We start from the raw sequence: 22,652 nt of genomic DNA, 5'->3' as shown, positions 1-22,652 counted from the left end.
GGAGTGGATGCTTACATTTGACAAAATCGCTAGCCAAAGGACGCCGCATGCCTGACACGACCCCCGCGCCGCGCCGGCGCCCGCTGTGGCGCCTCTTCATCATGCCCGCACTGCTCGTCGTCGCCGCCGCGGCATGGAGCGCGTTCTGGTTCTATGCCGCGTCCGAGGTCGGCGTGCGCGCCGACGCGTGGGCGGCGCAGGAGGCAAAATCCGGGCGCGTCTATGAATGCGGCAAGCGCTCCGTGGCGGGCTATCCGTTCCGCCTCGAAGTCCGCTGCGACGACGCCAGCGTCGCGCTGGTATCGCAGACGGCGGGCGCGCAGGCGCCGTTCACCGCGCGGCTCGGCGAAATCATGGTGATCGCGCAGATCTACCAACCGAAATTGCTGATCGCCGAATTCAAGGCGCCGGCCACGCTGGCCGATCGCGGCCAGCCGCCGTCGCTGAAGGTGAATTGGGCCACCGGCCGCAGCAGCGTCAGCGGACTGCCCGACATTCCGCAGCGCGCCTCCATCGTGTTCGAGAATCCCTCGATCGACCGTATCAACGGACCGGTGCAGACGCCGCTCGCGCGCGCCGGCCATGCCGAACTGCACGGCCGGTTCGCCGAAGGCTCGGCGCAGGATCGTCCCGTCATTGAAACCGTGTTGCAGATAGCGGGCGGCAGCGTGCAGGAAGTGCACCCGGTGCTGGCTGCGCCGTTCGATGTCGACGTTCAAACCAGGTTGAGCGGCTTGAAGGATTTCAAGCCAAAGCCTTGGCCGGAACGGTTCAGGGAAATCCAGGCGGCGGGCGGCCATGTCGAGATCGTGCGCTCGCGGGTTCAGCAGGGCGATCTGATCTCGATGGCCGCGGGCACGTTGACCCTTAACGCCCAGGGGCGGATCGACGGCGAATTGCAGATGACGGTGGCGGGGATTGAGAAGGTGATCCCGGCGCTTGGCATCGAAAAGATGCTGGAAGAGGGCGTGCCGCAGGCAACGCTCGATCGCGTAGCGCCAGGCGTCAAGACGCAGGACCTCAACAAAATGTTCGGCGCGCTCGACAAGGCGATCCCGGGCCTCGGCAAGGTCGTCAAGCAGAACGCCAATGCCGGCGTCGCCGCGGGCATCAACTCGCTCGGCAAGGAGGCGGAGCTCGAAGGCAAAAAGGCCCGCGCCTTCCCGCTGCGCTTCGTCGACGGCGCGGTGTTTCTGGGTCCGCTGAAAGTCGGGCAGGTGCCGCCGCTGTTTTAGGACGTCAACCCAATTCAGAGTGGTCGATGGACGCCCGCTCTGGTTTGCATTCCGGACTCAAGTCGGACAGCGAGCTGTTGGATTACAGCGCTTGGCCGGGAACGTTTTCGAGCCTGGATTCTTGAGTCCGGTTGTATTGCGCGGGGCAGCGGCAAATAGGGAGGCGAGAATGTTCCTGATGGGACTTGGCGCGCTCCTCGTTATCGGCGGAATCCTCTACATGGCACGCACCGCTATTTGGCGGGGACCGCTTAGTGGCCGGGATCCCTCCCGGCCCGCTCGCGATACTTTGGAGCCGCCACGGCGCAGCTTGCGATTCCTGGGGCTCGGAACGAATTGGCCGGGCCTTTTCCTTATGGCACTCGGTGCAGTTCTGTTGATATCGGGGGCCGGTTTCTAGCCTCAACCAGCCAAGCTGCAATTCGCCAAGCGGCGGCCTTCGCCGGGTAGATACGAATCGGCGGTGCGACTCCGGGATCCGTTCAATCATTACGAGCTAGCGCTCGCGGCTCCACGGGAACAGATTGGCCGGGAAATCCGCCGCGTAGCGGTGTCCTTTCCGCAGGTGGGGTTCTTCCTGTGGAGGGTTGGGATTCGGCTCCACCACTTTCCGGTACAGATGCCAGGTGGCATGGCCGAGCACCGGCAGAACGACGGCGAGACCGACGAAGAGCGGTATCGAACCGATCACCAGCAGCGCCGCGACGATCAGCCCCCACCCGGCCATGGCAACCGGATTCATCATCACAGCCCGCATCGACGTCCGGATGGCGTCTATCGCAGTGGCATGCCGGTCGAGCATCAACGGAAACGACACGACACTGACGCACAGCGAAACGACCGCGAACAGAAAACCAATGCCGCAACCGACGATGATGAGCGACCATCCTTCCGGCGTCGTCAGCACGCGCGTTGCGAAATCGGGGATGCTCGCAGCCGGTGCGTGGCCGAAGATTGTGACGTAGATAGCGTTCGCTACGCCGATCCAGGCTCCGAACAGAACGAGCAGGAGTACGCCGAGTTCGATCATGGCGCCGAAAGCCGGGGCGCGCAGCACGTGAAGCGCATCCCATACGCCGACATCCTCGCCGCGCTCGCGGCGGCGGCTGAGCTCGTAGAGACCAATCGCGGCAAAGGGTCCAAGCAAGGCAAACCCGGCCGCCAGCGGAAACAGCAGCGGCAGTATCGAATAGCCAAGGACCATCCTGAACAGCGCAATACCGAGAACGGGATAAATCACGCACACCACAACCGCGTGACTTGGCATGGCCTTGAAGTCTTCCCAGCCGAGGCGCAACGCCTCGCCCAGGTCGGATAGTTCGATCTTGCGAATGGGATATGTGGCGGCGTCGCCGAAAACGTGCCGTCCAAATTTTGCGATGTTGTCGGAATACGTGGTGGCCATGGACGCAACCTCCCGTGCTCGCAGTAGCGGCGTTCAAACGACGCGCCGCAACCCGCGTGTCTCCGCATTGATGTGCGAGAGTCGCGGTCGAGCCGAGTACGGCAAACCCAAGTTCATCGAAAGGAGCTTAGCCGGACGAAACTTGTCGCGACCTGCCAAAGAAGTTTAGCGCGATTGGCGACAAATAGCACTCACGAAAATTGCACTCGCGGCTAGGTGAATTGTGCACGCCAGCGGTCATTTGGTGCATTGCGTCATCATCGAGCGATTGTGCTGGCACCAGTGTGGCGCATTCCAACGTTCTCTATTGATCTATTGACGCGCGGCGCGATGCGGATCATCTTAATTTCCAGACGCCCGGATCCGATGATTAGCGGTCGTAACGTGTGCTCCGTGCCACGTTTTGATGTCGCGACCGGCCAAATGGGCGAGGCAAGACGCACTGCGATGGCGCATGTGAAGTCGGCCATCAAGACGAGTGTGTGCTCCGCCCTCTGATTCGTCTCCGTTGCCTTTAGTGGCAAGAAGGAGCGAGGGATGGTTGTCGCTATCGTACTGCTTCTGGTCGCGGTCGGCTCGGTGCTGTTTCACATCTACAGCCCGTGGTGGTGGACGCCGATCGCCACCAACTGGAGCTACATCGACCACACCATCAGCATCACGTTCTGGATCACCGGCGTGGTGTTCTTCGCGGTGATCGCTTTCATGGCCTATTGCGTCTTCCGCTTTCATCACAAGGAAGGAAGACAGGCACACTATAATCCGGAAAACAAGAAGCTCGAGTGGTGGCTCAGCGTCGGGACTGGGATCGGCGTCGCAGCCATGTTGGCGCCTGGCCTGTTTGTCTGGCACCAGTTCGTCACGGTTCCGGCGGACGCCACCGAGATCGAGGTCATGGGCCAGCAGTGGCAATGGAGCTTCCGCCTCCCCGGTAAGGACGGCCGGATGGGCACAACCGATGTTCGCTTCGTCAGCTCCGACAACCCCATGGGGTTGAACCCCGACGATAAGCATGGGCAGGACGACGTTGTCATCGCAAGTGACGACTTGCACCTCCCCGTCGGGAAGCCGGTCAAGGTTTTGCTCCGCTCCCTCGATGTCCTGCACGATTTCTATGTGCCCGAGTTCCGCGCCAAGATGGACATGGTCCCAGGCATGGTCACCTATTTCTGGATGACCCCGATCCGAACCGGAACGTTTGATGTTCTCTGTGCCGAGTTATGCGGCGCTGCGCATGCGCAGATGCGCGCCAAGGTTATCGTCGACGAAGAGAGTGAGTATCACGCCTGGCTGGAGAAGCAGAAGACGTTTGCGGAATTGTCAGGCCGAAACGCCGTGATGAGGGCGACCTACGAATCCGGCGGCAAGTAAGAAAATGCCGCTGCAAAGATAGATTGGGCGCGTGAGACCAACTCATCGCCCGCCTTATGGAAACGACCGAGGAGGTGTCTTCGATGGTCGATGTCCCGTATGACAGAATCGCAGACGTTCCGCCTGCCGAAGTGCCGGAGGTTGAACTCTATCATCCCAAAAGCTGGTGGACGCAGTATGTCTTTTCGCAGGACGCCAAAGTTATCGCCATCCAGTACTCGCTGACGGCGTCGGCAATCGGGCTGGTCGCGCTGGTGCTGTCGTGGCTGATGCGGCTGCAATTGGGATTTCCCGGCACATTTTCCTTTATCGATGCAAATCAATATCTCCAGTTCATCACCATGCACGGCATGATCATGGTGATCTACCTGCTCACGGCCTTGTTCCTCGGAGGCTTCGGCAACTACCTGATCCCGCTGATGGTCGGCGCCCGGGACATGGTTTTCCCCTATGTGAACATGCTGAGCTACTGGGTCTACCTGCTCGCCGTCGTGGTGTTGGCGTCGACCTTCTTCGTGCCTGGCGGGCCAACCGGCGCCGGCTGGACGCTATACCCGCCGCAGGCGATTCTCTCTGGTACCCCCGGGCAGGATTGGGGCATCGTTCTGATGCTGGCGTCGCTGATCCTGTTCATCATCGGCTTCACCATGGGCGGGCTGAACTACGTCGTGACCGTGCTGCAGGCGCGCACACGCGGCATGACATTGATGCGTTTGCCCCTGACGGTGTGGGGCATTTTTACAGCTACCGTGATGGCGCTGCTGGCTTTCCCGGCGCTGTTCGTCGCCTCTGTCATGATGCTGTTCGACCGCTTGCTGGGAACCAGCTTCTTCATGCCCGCACTCGTCGAGATGGGCCAGCAGATGAAGTATGGCGGCGGCAGCCCGATCCTGTTCCAGCACCTGTTCTGGTTCTTCGGCCATCCTGAGGTCTATATCGTCGCACTTCCGGCCTTCGGCATCGTTTCCGATCTGATCAGCACGCATGCGCGAAAGAACATCTTCGGCTATCGCATGATGGTCTGGGCTATCGTGGGAATCGGCGCGCTCAGTTTCGTGGTATGGGCGCACCACATGTATGTGAGCGGCATGCACCCGCATTTCGGGTTCTTCTTCGCCACGACGACGCTCATCATCGCCATCCCGACCGCCATCAAGGTCTACAACTGGGTGCTGACGCTGTGGCGCGGCGACATTCATCTCACGGTCCCGATGCTGTTCGCCCTTGGCTTCATCATTACGTTCGTGAATGGCGGGCTCACCGGCCTCTTCCTCGGCAACGTCGTCGTGGACGTCCCGCTTTCGGATACCATGTTCGTCGTCGCTCATTTCCATATGGTGATGGGCGTGGCGCCAATCATGGTTGTGCTGGGCGCGATCTATCATTGGTACCCCAAGGTAACGGGACGGATGCTCAACGACGTGCTGGGCAAGTTTCATTTCTGGGTCACGTTCCTCGGTGCCTATCTGATCTTCTTCCCCATGCATTATCTCGGGTTGCTCGGAATTCCGCGCCGGTATCATGACATCGGCGAAGCGGCGTTCATCCCGTCATCGGCCCATACGCTCAATGCCTTTATCACCGTGGTGGCTTTGACCGTGGGTGTCGCCCAGATGGTGTTCCTGTTCAATCTTGTCTGGAGCCTGTTCAAGGGCAGACCCTCTGGTGGCAATCCATGGCGGGCGACAACACTGGAGTGGCAGACGCCGGAGACGCCGCCCGGGCACGGCAACTGGGGCAAGGAACTCCCGGTGGTCTATCGCTGGGCGTATGACTACAGCGTGCCGGGTGCAGCGCAGGACTTCATTCCGCAGAACCAGCCGCCGAAGGCGACACGGGCCGTTCAGGGAGCTGCGCCGTGAGCGCCATTGTCCTGTTCATGGCGGTGATAGCGGTCATCGTCGGATGGTGGCTCTCGCAGCAACGGCTGACAGCCAAACCCTGGCTGGAAGAAGGGTCAATCGATGACTTCCCCGGCACGGGAGCAATGACGCTGCCGGCCGCGAAGATCGGACTGGGAGTGTTTCTCGCTGTCGCCACCTCATTGTTCGCACTCTTCATCAGCGCCTACTCCATGCGCATGAACATGGTGGACTGGCGGACGCTGCCCGTGCCGGGGCTGCTGTGGTTCAACACCGGCGTCCTGGTCCTGAGCAGTGTCGCGCTGCAATGGGCATATGTGGCCGCGCACCGGAACGACATGGACGGTGTAATCGTCGGCCTGTGCGCAGGGGCAGCCTCCGCCGTTACGTTCCTGGTTGGGCAACTGTTGGCGTGGCAACAGCTGAGATCAGCGGGCTATTTCGTGGCGTCCAATCCAGCCAATTCCTTCTTTTACATGATCACCGCGGCGCACGGGCTGCACCTGATGGGCGGTCTGGTGGCCCTGGGCAGAACGACTGCCAAGGTGTGGCGTGGCGCCGAGATGCCCCAGGTGCGCCTGAGCGTGGAGCTCTGCACGATCTACTGGCACTTCCTGCTGTTGGTCTGGCTGGTCTTGCTTGGTCTGCTGACGGGCTGGACGGACGATTTCGTCGACATCTGTCGGCGGTTGCTCACCTAGGAGAGACCAGATGGCAGAGACTGCGCTGACAACCCCTGGAGAATCGCCTGCGCGGGCTGCTGGCTGGCAAGGCATTGCTGCCGACTGGTCCTCGGATCAGCGCGCCTTCAAGAATGTCTCCTGGGGGAAGGCCATGATGTGGATCTTCCTCCTCAGCGACACCTTCATCTTCAGCTGTTTTCTGCTGTCCTACATGACCGCGCGAATGTCCACGACCGTACCGTGGCCGAATCCGAGCGAAGTCTTCGCCCTCAGTATCGGGGGCAAGCATATTCCGCTCATCCTTATCGCCATCATGACCTTCATCCTGATCAGCAGCAGCGGGACGATGGCGATGGCCGTCAATTTCGGTTACCGCCGCGATCGCGTCAAAACTGCAATCCTGATGCTGGTCACAGCGGCATTTGGCGCAACCTTCGTCGGAATGCAGGCCTTCGAATGGACCAAGCTGATCATGGAGGGCGTGCGGCCCTGGGAAAACCCCTGGGGCGCGGCGCAGTTCGGCTCCAGCTTCTTCATGATCACGGGCTTCCACGGCACCCACGTGACGATCGGCGTGATTTTCCTGATCGCCATCGCGCGAAAGGTCTGGCGGGGGGATTTCGACGTCGAAAGGCGCGGCTTTTTCACGAGCCGGAAGGGCTATTACGAGATCGTCGAAATCATGGGCCTGTACTGGCACTTTGTCGATCTCGTGTGGGTGTTCATCTTTGCCTTCTTTTATCTGTGGTGAGGTCAGCACATGACAAACGTGGCGGTAATAGACGGACAACAACCTTCGCTGCAAACCCATGCGCATGACGCAATCGCAGCTGGAACTGCGCACGCAAAGGGGCAGCAGCACCCGATCAAGCTCTATCTCGTGGTATGGGGATGGTTGTTCGTCCTCAGCACCTGCTCCTATCTCGTCGACTACTTCGGCTTACACGGCTATCTCAGATGGTCGCTGATCCTGCTTTTCATGGTGCTGAAGGCCGGCCTGATCGTCGCAGTCTTCATGCACATGGCCTGGGAGCGGTTGGCGCTCGCCTATGCCATCCTGCTGCCTCCGGTGCTGGTTCTGGTGTTCGTGGCCATCATGGTGTTCGAATCCGAGTACACGCACCTCATCCGGGTCCTGTTCTTCGCGTCGCCGACTTAGATACTGCCGCCTCGCATCGGAAGGAGGAGGTCATGACCACATACGTCATGCTTGCAAACTGGACCGACCAGGGCATCATCGCCTCGTCGTCTGGATACGGCAAAGAAAGCGCTCAAGGACATGGGAGGTGAGTTCAAACTTTTTTTCCTCACCATGGGCGACTATGACATGGTCGCGATCTACGAAGCTCCTGATGACGCCGTGGCGGCGCGTTTCAATCTGCAGCTGGGCATGCTGGGAAACATCCGGACACGCACGCTGAAAGCGTTTCCTGAAGCCGACTATCGGGAAGTCATCAATTCACTGGGCTAGTCGGCACAACGCTGTGCTTGCCATTTGAGTGTCGAACAAGATGCCGCCATGTCGCCGGCAAGAGGAGGCATTGATCTCATGCAAATCAATCGTTCAATTCTCATTCGCGGGAGCTATGCCAACATCGGGGACTATGTCGCGCTGACGAAACCGCGCGTTATGTCGCTGGTCGTCTTTACCGCACTGGTCGGTCTCATGGTCGCACCAGGCGGCATCGATCCCTTCGCCGGTGTCGTTGCACTTCTTTGCATAGCGGCCGGAGCTGGTGCCGCAGGTGCGCTCAATATGTGGTACGACGCCGACATCGATGCGTTGATGGCGCGTACCGCCATGCGTCCAATTCCCAGCGGCCGTGTATCGCGCTCGGAAGCATTGGTTTTCGCACTGATGCTTGGCATGTGCGCCGTTCTAGGCCTCGGCGCTTTCCTGAACATGGCTGCGGCTGCGCTGCTTGCTTTCACAATTTTCTTCTATGTCGTCGTCTACACGATGTGGCTCAAGCGCCGAACACCGCAAAATATCGTGATTGGCGGTGCGGCTGGCGCGCTCCCTCCGGTGATCGGCTGGGTCGCGGCCGCCGGAAATGTTGGGCTCGAACCGCTCATCCTGTTCCTGATCATCTTCCTTTGGACGCCACCCCATTTCTGGGCACTGTCGCTCAATCTTGCCGGGGAATATGCTCGCGCCGGGGTGCCGATGTTGCCGGTCGTAGCCGGCCGGGCCGAAACAAAGCGCCAGATTCTTCTCTATAGCGTTCTTCTGACTCCTATCTCACTGCTGCCCTGGGCATTGGGGTTCGCGGGGGCGATCTACGGCGTGGCTTCGGCGATGCTTGGAGCGATCCTGATTTTTCTCTCATGGCAAGTCCGTCGGAGCAATGACAAGGAAAGGCAGCATGCGCGTCGCCTGTTCGTGTTTTCCATGCTCTATCTGGTCCTTCTTTTCGGTGTGCTGTTGATGGATGCTGTGCCCTACGTTCAGCCTCTCTAATCCAGAGCGAAGTCCAACGCTTCGTTTCCCGGGAACGCTTCGGGGCCGCGGGCGGCCATGTCGAGGCTGTGCGCTCGCGCGCGCTTTCGCGCTTCGTCGACGGCATGGTGTTTCTTCGGCCCTGAAAGTGGGGCGGGTGCCGCCGCTGTTTTGAGACCGTAGGATGGGTAGAGCCAACGGGTCCGGCCTTCGGCCGGCCCGATGATAAACTCCGCGAAACCCATCATCGCAGTCGACGGCAGGATGGGTATCGCTTCGCTCGACCCATCCTGCGCGCTCACACGATCAACTGGCCGTGCGTTCGGTCAAATCCAGGTCGCCGAAGCGTGATCGGCGGTTCGGGCCGTGATGGGAATGTTGTCGTGGCGATGCCGGTCTTGTTCTCCGACGGCCCATGTCGATGGGTCGATAATGAGGAGAAGACAAGATGACCAAGATCAGACTTCTCGGCACTGCTGCGGCATTATCCGTGCTGATCGTGTCCCGGGCCTCGGCGCAGCACATGATAGACGAGCCGGGGATGTATGCGTTCTACCATCCCAATGGCGATCTCGGCATCGGATCGGCGCGATCGCCGATCGCCGCGCAAGCGATGGCGCCGCGGCTTGTGATGCGACACCCAATCCTCACGCGGCCTGTGAAGTCGCGGAAATAGCTTCCTGCAGCATCGGCGCGGGCGGTGACGCAAGTCCAGCCGTCATCGTCCGCCACCGGGTCGTGCGAATGCGCGTAGCGAAACCCATCAATCGCCGTTGACGGTTACACCGCTCGAAACAATGACGAAGGATGGTCGTCACAATGCATGCCGAACCCATACGTTGGGTTCGACGTAAACAGCGTAATCCCGTTCAAGTGAAATCATGACCGGCATGAGCGCGCCTGCAATCGAGACCTCGCCCGATCGATCGAACGACATTCCGGTCCAGCGCGACCAGTCGGCGATACTGCCGACAATCGTCATGGAACAAGGCGCAATCTTCACCAGTCTTGCCCCGGCGCGAAGGTGCGTACGCAGCCAGGAGTCGGCCGGGAAGCCGTCGGCACCCACCGTGTCGACGTAATCGCGCATCGGCACGAACGGATGAAGATGTTTCTGGTTCGGCCGCACCGGAGCGAACATTTCCGCAAGCCCATGGGCTTTCGCGCTGGCTTTCATGGCGCCTAGAAACGCCAGCGAATTGCCGCCACCTCGCGCTTCGGGAAGCAAACTGATTTCCAGTGCGCTCAGCGCATTCGGAGCGCGCCCTGTCATCTGATCATCGTGAGCCCAACGGATAACCTCGTCCCAGCCGCCATCGGGGAGTTCGGCGCGGCCGTAGATGTTGAAAGCGAACGGTACGCTGAATGCCCGGGCGACGACCTTGCCCCCGGCGACGCCAACGAACGCATAGTCGAGGTACCGATCGAGCATCGATGGCGCGAAGTAGAGCTGCGCCGCCGCGTCATGGCGCATGAATTCCGGCCAGACCGATTGCAGATCAGAAGAGAAGATCAATGGCCGAAGATCGGGTCGCTCCCGCAACGTAAAGATTTCCAGCGCCATGATGTCTGTTCACCCCTGTCGCTAAATAGCACCTCACTTATCCTACACGCTGTTTTGAGACTCTCCACGTCATTGCGAACGCAGCGAAGCAATCTATGCTTCGGCGTGCTGCATAATGGATTGCTTTGTCGCTTCGCTCTCGTGCGCAAACGCTTTGCGTTTGTCGCAGGCAATGACGGCCCGCGACAGCGGGGGCTCACTCCGCCTTCTTACCCAGTGGCGGATGCGGCCGGCCGAAATCCGGCGCGGCGGAATCCTGGCCGATCTCGACGATGCCGCGGCGGATGGCGCGGGTGCGGGTGAAGTGCTCGAACAGCGCTTCGCCATCGTTGCGGCGAATGGCGCGGGTGAGCTTTGAGAGGTCCTCGTTGAAGGTGCCGAGCATTTCCAGCACGGCTTCCTTGTTGTTCAGGAACACGTCGCGCCACATCGTGGGATCGGACGCTGCGATGCGGGTGAAATCGCGAAAGCCGCCGGCGGAGAATTTTATGACTTCCGACGATGTCACCTGGGCCAGCTCGTCAGCGGTGCCGACGATGGTGTAGGCGATCAGATGCGGCAGGTGGCTGGTGATCGCCAGCACCAGATCATGATGATCGGGCGTCATGATCTCGACCTTGGCGCCCATGCCGGCCCAGAACGCACGCAATGTTTCGACCGCCATGGGATCGGCGCCGTCGGGTGGCGTGAGGATGCACCAGCGGTTGATGAAGAGTTCGGCGAAGCCGGAATCGGGGCCGGAATGCTCCGTGCCTGCGACCGGATGGGCCGGAACGAAGTGAACGCTCGCCGGCAGATGCGGCGCCATCTCGCGGACGATCGCGCCCTTGACCGAGCCCACGTCGGAGACGATCGCGCCAGCCTTGAGGAAAGGCGCGATTTCCTGCGCGACCGGCCCGCAGGCGCCGACCGGGATGCAGAGGATCACGAGGTCGGCGTCCTGAACGGCTTCCGCGTTGGTCTCCAGCACGCGGTCGACGATGCCGAGTTCAGCCACCCGTGCGCGGGTTTTCTCCGAGCGCGCGGTGGTGACGATTTCGCTGGCGAGCCCCTGGGCCCGCGCGGCGCGCGCGATCGAGCCGCCGATCAGGCCGAAGCCGATCAGCGCGACGCGTCGGAAAATCGGCACCGCGTTCATTTAGCTGCCATGAAGTCGCGCAAGGCATCGACGACGAGGCGATTGGCCTCCTCGGTGCCGATGGTCATGCGCAGCGAATGGGGGAGGCCGTAATTGTTCAGCGCCCGCAGCACCAGACCGCGTTTGGTGAGGAACGCATCCGCCTCAGTCGAAGTCTTGCCCTTCTCTTGCGGGAAGTGGATCAGCACAAAATTCGCCACGCTCGGCGTCACCCTCAGCCCGAGTTTTGTCACCTCTTCCGTGATCCAGTTGCGCCACTGCTCGGTGAACGCCTTCGACATCTGGACATGCGCGGTGTCCTCGATCGCGGCCACCGCCGCCAGCATCGCCGGCGTCGAGACGTTGAAGGGCCCGCGGATCCGGTTGACGGCGTCGACGATATTGGCGGGGCCGAACATCCAGCCGATCCGCAAGGCCGCCAGCCCGTGAATCTTGGAGAAGGTATGCGTCATCACGGTGTTTTCGGTGGTCGCCACCAGTTCGAGGCCGAGTTCGTAATCGTTGCGCGACACGTAGTCGGAATAGGCCGCATCCAGCACCAGCAGCACATGCGACGGCAGACCTGAGCGCAGCCGCTTGACCTCGTCGAACGGCACATAGGTGCCGGTTGGGTTGTTCGGGTTGGCCAACCAGACGAGCTTGGTCTTCGGCGTGACGCGCGCGAGGATGGCGTCGACGTCGGCGGTGAAGTTGGTCTCGGGCGCGACGACATTTTTGGCGCCGTTCGCCATCGTGGCGATCGGGTACACCAGAAAACCGTGGGCGGTGGAGATCGCTTCATCCCCATGGCTGAGATAGGTGTGCGCCAGCAGATTGAGGATTTCGTCCGAGCCGGCGCCGCAGATGATGCGGTTGGGATCGAGCCCATAGGCGCGGCCGATCGCCTCGCGCAGCACCCGCGAGGTGCCTTCCGGATAGTCCTCCAGATGCGCCGCCGCCTGCTGGTAGACTTCCCTCGCCTTCGGCGACGGCCCGAACGGGGTCTCGTTGGCCGACAGCTTGAACACCTTGCGGCCCGGCTCCGGCACCGGCGTCTTGCCGGGCGTGTAGGGCGCAATATCGAGAATGCCGGGGTTCGGCACGGGGCAGTTCATCTTCTGGCTCCGGATATTCAGGGCGGCTTTAAGACTTGGCTGCCCCGTTCGGGGGCACCGTATAGCGCGTTGCGTGGCTGCCGACGAGGGCCGACGAGCGCACCGAGGCGCCGGCCTTAATCAGCGCGGTTTTGATCTTCTCGAAGCCGGTGCCGGCATCCGACACCAGCAGCGCCGCGCCGTCGAAGGCGGTATCGGGCACGGCGACGATTTCGGCGAGCGGCGCCACGGCGCGCGCAATATCGGCGTTCCAGCCGGAGACACGCACGCTCCACATCTGGACTTCCGTCACCATGGCGTCGTCGGCGACCCGCGAGATCACGAACACGGGGAGGGCGGCCGGATGATCGGCGCGTTCGAGGAACGGCAGCCGGGCGGTGATCTTCGGCGCGCCGCTCGCTTCCAGCGCGATCCACCACGGCGTGCGGCTCGAGATCGCCGAGACCAGCGCCAGATCGCCCTTCGATTTCGCCGCCGCTTCCACCGCAGCCTGCGCGCTGAAATGCGCGACATAGGGCACGACGAAGCCAAAGTGAAAGCGCGCCGAATCCCGCATCGCGGGTTCGCCGACCGAGACATCCGCATGCACCGAGAACGGCGCCTGGACATAGGTGAAGGTCGAGATGATGACGCGCCAGATGCTCTCGATGGTGTCGAGCGGCAGGATGCCGCGATGGCGCTGCACCAGCCCCCGCATCATGCTGGCCTCGCGGGCGGGCCGGAACGCGGAGCCGACTTCCTGGGTCTGCTTCACCTGGATCAGCCGGTCGATGATGTCGCCGCGCGCCATCAGGAGGCGATGGACCTGCTCGTCGATCGCATCGATCTCCTTGCGCAGTTCCTGCAGTGAAGGCGGGGCCGGGGGTGCCTTGGACATCCTGAAAAACCTTGGTGCCGGAACAGCCCGATGCGGCCGGCAGACAGTCGCATTGATTAGGAAAGACGGGCGCTGAAAGCAAAGAGAAACGTCGCGGGGGAGCCCTGCATGATCAGGTTAACCATGCCGTCCGGCCCCGCCCTGCCTTGACGAAATGCCTAGGCGGGACTAGCTTTGCTCTATTCCGTGGTCATTTGAGCCGGCCGGCTTGCAGCCACGTTAAACAACTCGCTAAACAGGCCGGGGACAGAGTTGATCCCGGCCGAACCTTTCGTTCAGGCCGGGTTTTTTATGGCCTGATTCTGTCTCAAGGACCTCCGCGAGGGGGAAGGTCGCCCGCGATGACACATTTGCAGTCGATATCCAGCCCGTCGATTCACAGCGAGGATCGCGCCCACGAGGCCGATCATCCGACCTCGACGGTGGCGAAGTTCGGCATGGATCAGCCGCTGAAGCTCGATTGCGGCATCGATCTCGCGCCGTTCCAGATCGCCTATCAGACCTATGGCGAACTGAACGCCGATCGCTCCAACGCCATTCTGATCTGCCACGCGCTGACCCTCGACCAGCACGTCGCCAACGTGCATCCGCTGACCGGCAAGGCCGGCTGGTGGGAAATCATGGTCGGTCCCGGCCGTCCGCTCGATACCGACAGATATTTCATCATCTGTTCGAATGTGATCGGCGGCTGCATGGGATCGACCGGTCCGGCCTCGACCAATCCGGCCACCGGCAAGGCCTGGGGGCTGGATTTTCCGCTCATCACCATCCCCGACATGGTCCGCGCGCAGGCCATGCTGCTCGACCGGCTGGAGATCGAAACATTGTTCTGCGTGATCGGCGGATCGATGGGCGGCATGCAGGTGCTGCAATGGACCGCAGCCTATCCGGAGCGCGTGTTTTCGGCGCTGCCGGTCGCCTGCTCGACACGCCATTCGGCGCAAAACATTGCGTTTCACGAACTTGGCCGCCAGGCGGTGATGGCCGATCCGGACTGGCATCACGGGCGCTATTTCGAACGCTCAACCCATCCGCACCGCGGGCTGGCCGTGGCGCGGATGGCCGGGCACATCACCTATCTCTCCGACGCCGCGCTGCATCGCAAGTTCGGACGGCGGATGCAGGACCGCGATCTGCCGACCTTCTCGTTCGATGCGGATTTTCAGGTCGAAAGCTATCTGCGTTATCAAGGCTCGTCCTTTGTCGAGCGCTTCGACGCCAACAGCTATCTCTATCTGACGCGGGCGATGGACTATTTCGATATCGCGGCCGACCACAACGGCGTGCTGGCGCAGGCGTTTCGCGGCATCAAGACCCGCTTCTGCGTGGTGTCGTTCACCTCGGACTGGCTGTTCCCGACCTCGGAATCGCGGGCGCTGGTGCATGCGCTGAACGCGTCGAGCGCGCGGGTGTCGTTTGCCGAAATCGAGACCGATCGCGGCCACGACGCCTTCCTGCTCGACGTTCCCGAGTTCTTCGACATCGCGCGTGCCTTCCTGGAATCCGCGGGCAAGGCGCGCGGCCTCGGCAATAACAAAGCGTTTTCAAGCGAAGTGGACACCGGTTCGCGTGAAGAAAACGCGTCAAAATAAGAAAGGTAGAGCATTTTCCGTTCCGATTGTATCGGAACGGAAAATGCTCTGGAGGTGGGTGAGATGGCGCTTCAGGAACAGGCCTTGCCGCTCGGCATCACGCCCGATCGCACCGGCAAGTATCGCACCGATCATCTGCTGGTCGCCGAAATGATTCCGCAAGGTTCGAAGGTGCTCGACGTCGGCTGCGGCGATGGCGAATTGCTGCAGCTTCTGGAGAGCCGCGGCATCGACGGCCGCGGCATCGAGCTGTCGCGCGAGGGCGTCAACCGCTGCGTCGCGAGGGGGCTCGCGGTGGTGCAGGGCGACGCCGACACCGACCTCGTCAATTATCCGGATGACGCCTTCGACTACGTGATCCTGTCGCAGACGCTGCAGGCGACCCGGCAGCCGAAGGTCGTGCTGGAAAATCTGCTGCGGATCGGCCGGCGCGCCGTTGTCTCGTTCCCGAACTTCGGCTTCTGGAAGATGCGGCTGCAGCTCCTTGTCGGCGGCCACATGCCGCGTACGGAGAATTTGCCGGCGACCTGGTACGACACGGCCAACATCCACTTCTGCACCATCAAGGATTTCGTCGAACTGTGCGACGCGATCAACGTCAAGATGGAGCGCGCGGTGGCGCTCGATCTCTACGGCCGCCCGGTGCCGCTGAACCTGCCCTGGTGGGTCTGGAACATGTTCGGCGAGCAGGGCGTGTTTTTGCTGAGTAGGGGTGGGGCGGGAAAGTAACTTTCGCCGTCATTCCGGGGCGATGCGAAGCATCGAGCCCGGAATCCATCGGGCGGCAGGTTACGTGGATGAATGGATTCCGGGCTCGCGCTGCGCGCGCCCCGGAATGACGATTCACACCAGCGACCTTGCATCCCGCACCGGCCACCGCCCGGCCTCAACCAGCGCGATGAACCGCTCCACCATCTCGTTGAACAGCGCCGGCTCCTCCAGATTCAGCACGTGGCCCGACTTCGGAAAGAACGAGAGCCCGGCCGCCGGCAGATGCTGCTTCAGGAACAGGCTCGGCCCGATGCAATTGTCGTCCTCGTCGCCGCACAGGATCAGCGCCGGCGTCGGCACGCGCCGGATCGCATCCGTCATGGTGTAGATCGAGGGACGCCCGCCCTGAAAGCTGCGCATCGTGTTGGCCGAACCTTTGGCGTCATGCCGCGCCAGCGCGGCGTAGAAATCGGCGTGGCCGCGCGGGTCCTTCAGCAAAAACGGAATCCGGCTCGGCGCCTCGCGCGTCACCTTGGCGACTTCCACCGAACCGATCGCCTCATACTGCTCGGCATTGGCGCGGCACTGCGCGCGGAAGGCGTCGAGATGCTCAAGGCTCGAGCCGGAGCCCACCGCGGCCAGCGTCATCGACAGCGCCCGCTCCGGCGCATGGAGGCCGATCTGCAAGGAGGAGTAGGAGCCCATCGACAGGCCGACGAAATGGGCCTTCGCGATGCCGAGGTGGTCGAGCACGGCGAGCGCGTCGGTATAGAAATGCTTGTAGGTGTAGACAGCGGCGTCAGGCGGCACGTCGGATGGCGCATAGCCGCGCGCCGAATAGGCGATGCAGCGGTGGCCGCGCGAGAAGTAGCGCATCTGCGGCTCCCAGTTGGTGTGGTCGGCCGCGAACTCGTGCAGGAAGATGATCGGCGTCCCGCTTCCCGCCTCTTCATAGTGAAGACGAACGCTATCTTTGGCGACGGCATAGGGCATTTCGGATTCCTCTCGATTTTCTTGTTTTCACGCAACTTCCTTGCGCGGCCAGCCGGCAAAATTGCAGTTAATTCCCGCGGCTGCAATGCGGCAGTTTAGTTTCATTTTCGCCATCGAATGATCGCGGAATCACCCCGAAATCGTTTCCGCGCCGCCACATGAAATCTTCCTCTCGCCACAGCCGGACGCAAAACGCCGCCCGCGTTCGTTCGTAGACGAACGCAAAGGGGAAGTGGGGGTGCTACAGAGGATCAAGTATGCGTCAGTTGTTTGCGTTTCGCCGGTCGCTTCGTTTCATCACACTGGCACTGTGTTCGGCTTCTATCGTCGTATTTGTCTCTCCAGCTTCGGCACGGCCTCACCATGGCGCGGGGCGACACGCCCGGGCCTATCACGCCGGCCATCATGTGAACCATCATTACGCCTATCGCCACCATCGCCATGCTACCAGGATGTCGCGCCGGGATCGTAGCGCGCCGCAAATGCAGGCCCGCGGCTTAGCCGATGCCAACCCGAGCTTCATGGTGAGCAGCCCCCAGATGGTTGCGCCCGGCGGCTTCGGCTCGTCCAACGTCGCCGCGGAGGCGCGCGCCGGTCGTGCCCATCGTGCCAGGCTCCGCCACGCCGCGCAGGCATCGCGCTGGGAGCGGGGCGTTGCGCAAATGCAGGCGCGCGGTCTTGCCAACGCCAATGCGAGCGTCGCAACGGATGCAAGCGTCGCAACGAATTCGAGCGTCGGGCCGAATGCAACCGTGACGCCGGCCGGCGGCGCAATGGCTTCCAGCTTCACCTCATCGAACGTCGTCGCCGAAGCGCGCCGCTATCTCGGCGGCAACCCGACTGGACGCGGCAGCCTGTGGTGCGCGCGGTTCATGAACATGGTTCTGCAGCACTCCGGCTATCGCGGCACCGGCTCCGACATGGCGAATTCGTTCGCGAATTACGGCCAGCGCATTTCCGGTCCGCAGGTCGGCGCCATTGCGGTGATGTCGCGCGGCCGCCGCGGCGGCCATGTCGGCATCATCACCGGCATCGATGCATCCGGAAATCCGATCATGATCTCCGGCAACAACGGCAACCGCGTCCGCGAAGCCCCGGTCTCGCGCGGCCGGATCTACGCCTACGTCATGCCGACGAGCTGAGGCGGATCCCGTTGCGTTCTCTCCCCGTTCCTGACGGGGAGAGGATGCCGTGCGCAGCGGATATCCGACGACGCCTGCTTTGGGCCAAGGTCATTCGCTCACGGGAGCGGTTCGACCTTCGCCGCCATGTCGGGGGCGCGTGTAACCCTGTATGTGGCGTTGCTGCATTTGAGGACCCAGACGGCGCGGTCCGGCCGCGAGCGCTTCTTGTCTCTGGTGGCGCCGAGCGCCTTGTCACAGGTGAACCCCTGCGTGCGAATCTGCGCCGACAGCATCGTCTGCGGCGTTTCGGCCACAACCTGCTGCGCCCGCACCTGCGAGCTGAAAAGAACAGCAGCGATAGCCAGGAGTAATGATCCAGATGTTTTGCGCATGACCTCAACCCTCAAGGCAGGCATCCCGCTCGTCTGAATGCCATACTATACAGCAAAAACACGGGCGTTGTCGGCTTGGGGTGCCAGGACCGGAACTTCGTCGCCGGATGGCCTTATCAATGAAGCTCGCCGAGCAATGCCCTGGCCTTTCGAAGGTCGCTGGTATCAAAACCTTCGGTGAACCAATCGTAGATGGGGGCGAGAAGGTCACGTGCCGTTTGCCGTTTTCCCTGATCGCTCAAGAGCCGCGCCAGGCTCATGGCCGCGCGCAATTCCCACGACCTTGCCTGCTGTGCTCGCGCAACGGTCAGGGAATGCTCGAAATACGCTTGCGCTTTCGCCGCGTCCTGCTGCGGCGACCTGAGCGCGATTTCACCGGCAACGCGATGAGCCTCGGCCTCGCACCACCTTTCCCCGGTTGCGTGCATCGCCGTCATTGCTTTGTCGATGCAGCGCCAGGCATCATCGAATTGGTCCGAATCTGCATGGGCGATTGCCAGCATGAACTCGTGCTCCGGTGTAAATATCGTCGATCCGGCCGACCGCCATAAATCAATACCCGCCGTGACGATCTCGACGGCGTCCGCGGCTCCGGTGAGGGTCAGAATATAGCCCCGCCGCAACACGCCTTCCGCTTTTCGGAACGGGGCCCCTTTCTCCTCGGCCAGGACGACAAGCTCTTTGAGACGCTCGTTGGCCGCCTGGTAATTCCCGCAGTAGGTATTAATGAGAATCGGGAAGTTCAGCGTAAACATCAAGGTCGCAGCATGCTCAATCTGGCGCGCTTCCATTAGCGCGCAATCTGCATCGTTGAGCGCGGCGTCAGGATAACCGAGCAGCCACGAGGCCATTGAACGAAAGGCCAGGCACGTTACCCGGAGGTCCTGGCCAAATCGGGTCATCAATCGCCGGTGCTCGGCCGGGCGGTAAAGGGCGAGGGCTTCATTGTAGTGCGCCTTGGCCTCAACGAGGTCCCCCATAAACGCGAGCGTACTCGCCATGGTGCGGTGTCCAATCATGAGCGGTACCGCTGATCCCTCCTTCTCGCCAAGCGCCAGAAACCGCGCCGCGAGCTCTCGCGCAACGTCGCCATTGAAGTTTATGAAATTGACGATCCACTGACCAAAGAGAGCCGAGAGCAGCAACGAAGGGTCATCGGGAGGTTCTCCGAGCCGTTCCGCTTGTTCGATCAACGCTCTCACCTGAGCTACGGCAGCCTTCGTTTCGGGCGCGCCATATCCTTTGACATGCATGAGCGTGTTCAAGAGCGCGACTTGCAGGATGATCTGCTCGCGCCGCAGGTCGGGCGTAGAGGGCAAGGTTGCGATTTGTGCCAGAGCCTGGCCGAGTTGTTCGGCGGCTTCGACCAGCGCCGAACGCTCCTGTGAGCGCTGTCCCGCCTTGCCCCACAGGCGCGCCGACTTCTCGATCAGGTCGGCCTTTGTGTAGTGACGCGCCAGCAGCTCGGGCTGGCTCTCGGCGATTTCTGCGAACTGGCTTTCGAGGATTTCGGCGATGCGCGCATGCAGCGTGCGCCTCTGCTCCCGCAGCAGCGTACTGTAGGCTACGTCCTGCACCAGCGCATGCTTGAACAGGTAGCTCGCATAAGGCGGGGTGCCGTGTCGAAACAACAAACCCGCCGCAATGAGCCGGTCGAGGTCGGAGTCCAGCGCTTCCTTTGGTTTTCGCACGAGCGCGGCCAGCAACATGTGGGGAAATGCCCGGCCGATCGCTGCGCCAACCTGCGCCACGTTCTTCGCCGGCCCGAGCCGATCGAGCCGCGACATCAGCGAAGCTTGCAGGCTTGCCGGAACCGCCACGACAGGCGTTGGTCCCCCTGCAACGGCCCGCTGCGCATCGCTCTCACCCTCCGCGTCCAGCACCGCCTTGGTCATCTCCTCGGCGAACAGCGGAATGCCGTCGGTGCGCTCGATGATGTCGTGGCGGATGCCCGCCGGCAACGATCGGTTGCCGACGACGCGCTCGATCAGGAAATCGATGTCGCACGGCGCCAGCCGATGGAGGGTCAGCTCAGTCACGTGCGGCCGTCCAATCACGGGCGGGCTGAATTCCGGCCTGAAAGTAACCAGTATCAAGAGCCGGTGGCTCACGGCCAGGTCCACCGCCCGGGCGAACAATTCGAGGCTGGTTGGATCGGCCCAATGCGCATCTTCGAAAATCACCAGCACAGGATTGATCCGCGCCAGCGCCTCGATTTGCGAACCAAGAGCTTTCAGCGTTTTCTGACGACGGAGCTGCGGCTCAACTTCAACCGGAGGGTAGCGTCCATCGTTGGGCAGCGACAGCATTTCGGCAAATAGCGCCGCATCCTGGGGCGGCGTCGAGCTTTGCGCCAGCAGCGCGTCGAGCTTGTCCATTTTCACTTGCTGGCTGTCGTCGTGAGCAAAGCGAGCGGCGCGCAACATCTCGCCGATCACCGGATAGAGCATGCTGTCGGTATGCTGCGGCGAGCAGAAGCAACGCAGGCGTATGTGCGGCTCGCGCGCAAGCTGTTCCAACAGCGCGACGGTGAGCCGTGATTTGCCGATTCCCGCTTCACCGGAAAGCAGTACTACCTGACCTTCGCCGCTCCTGGCCCGCTCCCATCGGCGCAGGAGCAGCTCCATTTCTTCATCACGACCGATCAGCGGCAGCAAATCGCTGCTTTGGAGAGCGTGCGATCGGCTGGTCACTGCCGTCTTGCCTGCGACTTGCCAGGCGGCGACTGGTTTTGCGAATCCGTTGATCTCGACTTTACCGAGATCGAGATACTCGAATTGCGGTCCCGCGATCGTCTTTGTGCGATCCGAGATAATGACGCCGCCAGGTTGTGCGAGCGATTGCAGCCGGGCGGCAAGATTCGGGGGGTCGCCGAGGATGCCGTGCTCCTCGGAAATCGCGCTGTCCGACATGTCGCCGACAAGCGCGACGCCCGTTGCAACACCGACACGCGCGCTCAACTTTTCTTTCGTGGGCAGGGCGGCGACCGCCTGCACCAATGCGAGGCTGGCTTGAACGGCGCGCTCCGCGTCGTCTTCGTGCGCGTGAGGATAGCCAAAATATATCACCGCACCGTCGCCATGATGTCGCGCGACAAAGCCGTCGAAGCAGGCAACGGTTTCAGTAATGCAGCGCCGATAGCCGGCGATGATTGCGCTGAAGTCTTCGGGATCGAGCCTCGCGGAGAGCGCAGTTGATCCGACCAGGTCACAAAACAGTACCGTAAGCTGCCGGCGCTCGATCGGACGCGAGTCCCGTGCCGTCGGTACCGCCGCGGGAGAATCCACCCGCAATTTGCTTCCGCAGTCGCCGCAAAACTTGTTGAGGGCAGGGTTTGCCGCGCCGCAGGCCGCACAGCGCCGCACCACCGCCGCTCCGCATTGCGCACAAAATTTTCTTTGCTCCGGGACTTCGGCTGCGCAATTCGTGCAGTGCATCCGGACCTCAACGGATATCCAAAACGCCATTACACTGCGCCAGAAGTCGAGTGTTCCATGTGAACTTGGTCACAACTCCAGGTTATACGTCTCGATGTTCCGTTGTGGGGCAAAAGCTGGCAGTCGGTTGCTGAGACGGACCGCCCGTCCTGACCACGAAAATGATATCGTGGGCTGCCCGCTCAGGCCCGCTCGGACCAAGTCCTGACTTATGCTCTGGGTGCGGTCCGGACTTGGTGATAACTCCTGGACGGATCATTGCTTCCGTTCGTTGAGCATGGGCGTTGCCGTGCGCAGAGCCTGTTCGTACCGCTTCAGTTGATCTTGCGGAAATTTCTGCATGGCCAGAAGTTCGTCAGCAAGCGTAGCCCGGGTGAGCGCAGCGACACCCGGGACTATGTCGTAAGAAACCCTGCCCACCATCTATCAGCGATCGTGCCTCCAAAGGGTGGGCACGCTTCGCTCTGCCCACGCCACGATCTACGATTGCGTTCTCTGCGAGCTGATTTGCTCCTCGCGCAAGCACAATCTCAGGCAGCGACCTGCGACAAATCAACCTGACGGGCAAATCACCAAAAACCTGTCCAGCCCCTCGCGCAAAAATATTCCGCTTTTCATCCGACCCAAATCAGTGGCTCTTTCCGTGCTGTCCCGACCCGGCAAGAGGGGCGGATCGCGCGTCGTCACGAACGCGGGACGGGATGCGGTGGACGCAGGCAGCGTCAGGCGCGAAA

At 61.8% G+C, this 22,652-nt stretch carries 20 protein-coding genes, 1 pseudogene and 1 riboswitch; of the genes and pseudogenes, 12 read left to right on the top strand and 9 right to left on the bottom strand.

The annotated features are described in order from the left end of the window. The first annotated feature begins 47 nt into the window (after positions 1-47). Positions 48-1,235 carry a DUF2125 domain-containing protein gene (locus JQ624_RS10560; protein ID WP_212418821.1) on the top strand — a complete coding sequence of 396 codons (1,188 nt, stop codon included), beginning with the start codon at positions 48-50 and terminating at the stop codon, positions 1,233-1,235. A 496-nt stretch (positions 1,236-1,731) separates the two neighbouring features. Here the strand turns inward: JQ624_RS10560 and JQ624_RS10555 are convergent, their stop codons facing one another. Further along, positions 1,732-2,640 (bottom strand): DUF2189 domain-containing protein, encoded by a 909-nt coding sequence (locus JQ624_RS10555; RefSeq protein ID WP_212418820.1) that lies wholly within the window; start codon positions 2,638-2,640, stop codon positions 1,732-1,734. Between the two features lie 537 nt (positions 2,641-3,177). Here JQ624_RS10555 and JQ624_RS10550 point away from each other — a divergent pair. The 8 genes and pseudogenes from JQ624_RS10550 to JQ624_RS10515 all read left to right on the top strand — a co-directional run bounded on the left by JQ624_RS10550 (position 3,178) and on the right by JQ624_RS10515 (position 9,672). Further along, a complete protein-coding gene (locus tag JQ624_RS10550; protein ID WP_212418819.1) occupies positions 3,178-4,011 on the top strand; it encodes a cytochrome c oxidase subunit II in 834 nt (277 codons plus the stop codon). A gap of 83 nt (positions 4,012-4,094) precedes the next feature. Beyond that, positions 4,095-5,873 carry a cbb3-type cytochrome c oxidase subunit I gene (locus JQ624_RS10545; protein WP_212418818.1) on the top strand — a complete coding sequence of 593 codons (1,779 nt, stop codon included), beginning with the start codon at positions 4,095-4,097 and terminating at the stop codon, positions 5,871-5,873. Continuing rightward, positions 5,870-6,574 (top strand): cytochrome c oxidase subunit 3, encoded by a 705-nt coding sequence (locus tag JQ624_RS10540; protein ID WP_212418817.1) that lies wholly within the window; start codon positions 5,870-5,872, stop codon positions 6,572-6,574. The genes JQ624_RS10545 and JQ624_RS10540 overlap by 4 nt, the downstream gene beginning before the upstream one ends. A 10-nt stretch (positions 6,575-6,584) precedes the next feature. Further along, a complete protein-coding gene (locus tag JQ624_RS10535) occupies positions 6,585-7,307 on the top strand; it encodes a heme-copper oxidase subunit III family protein (protein ID WP_212418816.1) in 723 nt (240 codons plus the stop codon). Between the two features lie 9 nt (positions 7,308-7,316). Then, positions 7,317-7,715 carry a cytochrome C oxidase subunit IV family protein gene (locus JQ624_RS10530; RefSeq protein WP_212418815.1) on the top strand — a complete coding sequence of 133 codons (399 nt, stop codon included), beginning with the start codon at positions 7,317-7,319 and terminating at the stop codon, positions 7,713-7,715. A gap of 32 nt (positions 7,716-7,747) precedes the next feature. After that, positions 7,748-8,027: pseudogene (locus JQ624_RS10525) on the top strand (GYD domain-containing protein). Between the two features lie 78 nt (positions 8,028-8,105). Beyond that, a complete protein-coding gene (locus JQ624_RS10520) occupies positions 8,106-9,017 on the top strand; it encodes a heme o synthase (protein WP_212418814.1) in 912 nt (303 codons plus the stop codon). A 427-nt stretch (positions 9,018-9,444) separates the two neighbouring features. Next, positions 9,445-9,672, top strand: coding sequence for a hypothetical protein (locus tag JQ624_RS10515; RefSeq protein WP_212418813.1), 228 nt, complete (start codon positions 9,445-9,447; stop codon positions 9,670-9,672). A gap of 138 nt (positions 9,673-9,810) precedes the next feature. On the opposite strand, the gene JQ624_RS10510 is transcribed toward JQ624_RS10515, so the two are convergent. The 4 genes from JQ624_RS10510 to JQ624_RS10495 all read right to left on the bottom strand — a co-directional run bounded on the left by JQ624_RS10510 (position 9,811) and on the right by JQ624_RS10495 (position 13,669). Next, positions 9,811-10,560 (bottom strand): hypothetical protein, encoded by a 750-nt coding sequence (locus JQ624_RS10510; protein ID WP_249129679.1) that lies wholly within the window; start codon positions 10,558-10,560, stop codon positions 9,811-9,813. A gap of 196 nt (positions 10,561-10,756) precedes the next feature. Beyond that, positions 10,757-11,698: a prephenate/arogenate dehydrogenase family protein gene (locus JQ624_RS10505; protein WP_212418812.1), complete on the bottom strand. Its 942-nt coding sequence runs from the start codon at positions 11,696-11,698 to the stop codon at positions 10,757-10,759. Beyond that, entirely contained in the window at positions 11,695-12,792 is a 1,098-nt protein-coding gene (gene hisC / locus JQ624_RS10500) for a histidinol-phosphate transaminase (protein WP_212418811.1), read from the bottom strand. Before hisC ends, JQ624_RS10505 begins: the two co-directional genes overlap by 4 nt. Before the next feature lie 28 nt (positions 12,793-12,820). Then, entirely contained in the window at positions 12,821-13,669 is an 849-nt protein-coding gene (locus JQ624_RS10495; protein ID WP_212418810.1) for a chorismate mutase, read from the bottom strand. Between the two features lie 176 nt (positions 13,670-13,845). Further along, a riboswitch (SAM riboswitch) is annotated at positions 13,846-13,925 on the top strand. A gap of 85 nt (positions 13,926-14,010) precedes the next feature. Here JQ624_RS10495 and JQ624_RS10490 point away from each other — a divergent pair. Together JQ624_RS10490 and metW are read left to right on the top strand one after the other, a co-directional pair. Then, positions 14,011-15,261: a homoserine O-acetyltransferase gene (locus tag JQ624_RS10490; protein WP_212418809.1), complete on the top strand. Its 1,251-nt coding sequence runs from the start codon at positions 14,011-14,013 to the stop codon at positions 15,259-15,261. A 63-nt stretch (positions 15,262-15,324) separates the two neighbouring features. After that, positions 15,325-15,990, top strand: coding sequence for a methionine biosynthesis protein MetW (gene metW, locus JQ624_RS10485; protein ID WP_212418808.1), 666 nt, complete (start codon positions 15,325-15,327; stop codon positions 15,988-15,990). Positions 15,991-16,104: 114 nt separating this feature from the next. Here the strand turns inward: metW and JQ624_RS10480 are convergent, their stop codons facing one another. Continuing rightward, a complete protein-coding gene (locus tag JQ624_RS10480; protein WP_212418807.1) occupies positions 16,105-16,965 on the bottom strand; it encodes an alpha/beta fold hydrolase in 861 nt (286 codons plus the stop codon). A gap of 524 nt (positions 16,966-17,489) precedes the next feature. Between JQ624_RS10480 and JQ624_RS10475 the strand changes: the two genes are divergently transcribed. Further along, entirely contained in the window at positions 17,490-18,107 is a 618-nt protein-coding gene (locus JQ624_RS10475; RefSeq protein ID WP_409334312.1) for a TIGR02594 family protein, read from the top strand. Positions 18,108-18,205: 98 nt separating this feature from the next. Here the strand turns inward: JQ624_RS10475 and JQ624_RS10470 are convergent, their stop codons facing one another. The 3 genes from JQ624_RS10470 to JQ624_RS10460 form a co-directional block, all read right to left on the bottom strand. Further along, positions 18,206-18,481 (bottom strand): hypothetical protein, encoded by a 276-nt coding sequence (locus JQ624_RS10470; RefSeq protein ID WP_212418805.1) that lies wholly within the window; start codon positions 18,479-18,481, stop codon positions 18,206-18,208. A 116-nt stretch (positions 18,482-18,597) separates the two neighbouring features. Then, on the bottom strand, positions 18,598-21,918 hold the full coding sequence (locus JQ624_RS10465) for an adenylate/guanylate cyclase domain-containing protein (protein WP_212418804.1): 3,321 nt from the start codon (positions 21,916-21,918) through the stop codon (positions 18,598-18,600). A 552-nt stretch (positions 21,919-22,470) separates the two neighbouring features. Further along, the coding region (locus tag JQ624_RS10460; protein ID WP_212418803.1) for a hypothetical protein at positions 22,471-22,652 on the bottom strand (182 nt) is incomplete at its 5' end.

The organism is Bradyrhizobium sp. AUGA SZCCT0283, assembly GCF_018130385.1.
In the GTDB taxonomy this organism is placed as follows: Bacteria; Pseudomonadota; Alphaproteobacteria; order Rhizobiales; family Xanthobacteraceae; genus Bradyrhizobium.
This window is presented reverse-complemented; position numbering and strand designations above follow the sequence as displayed.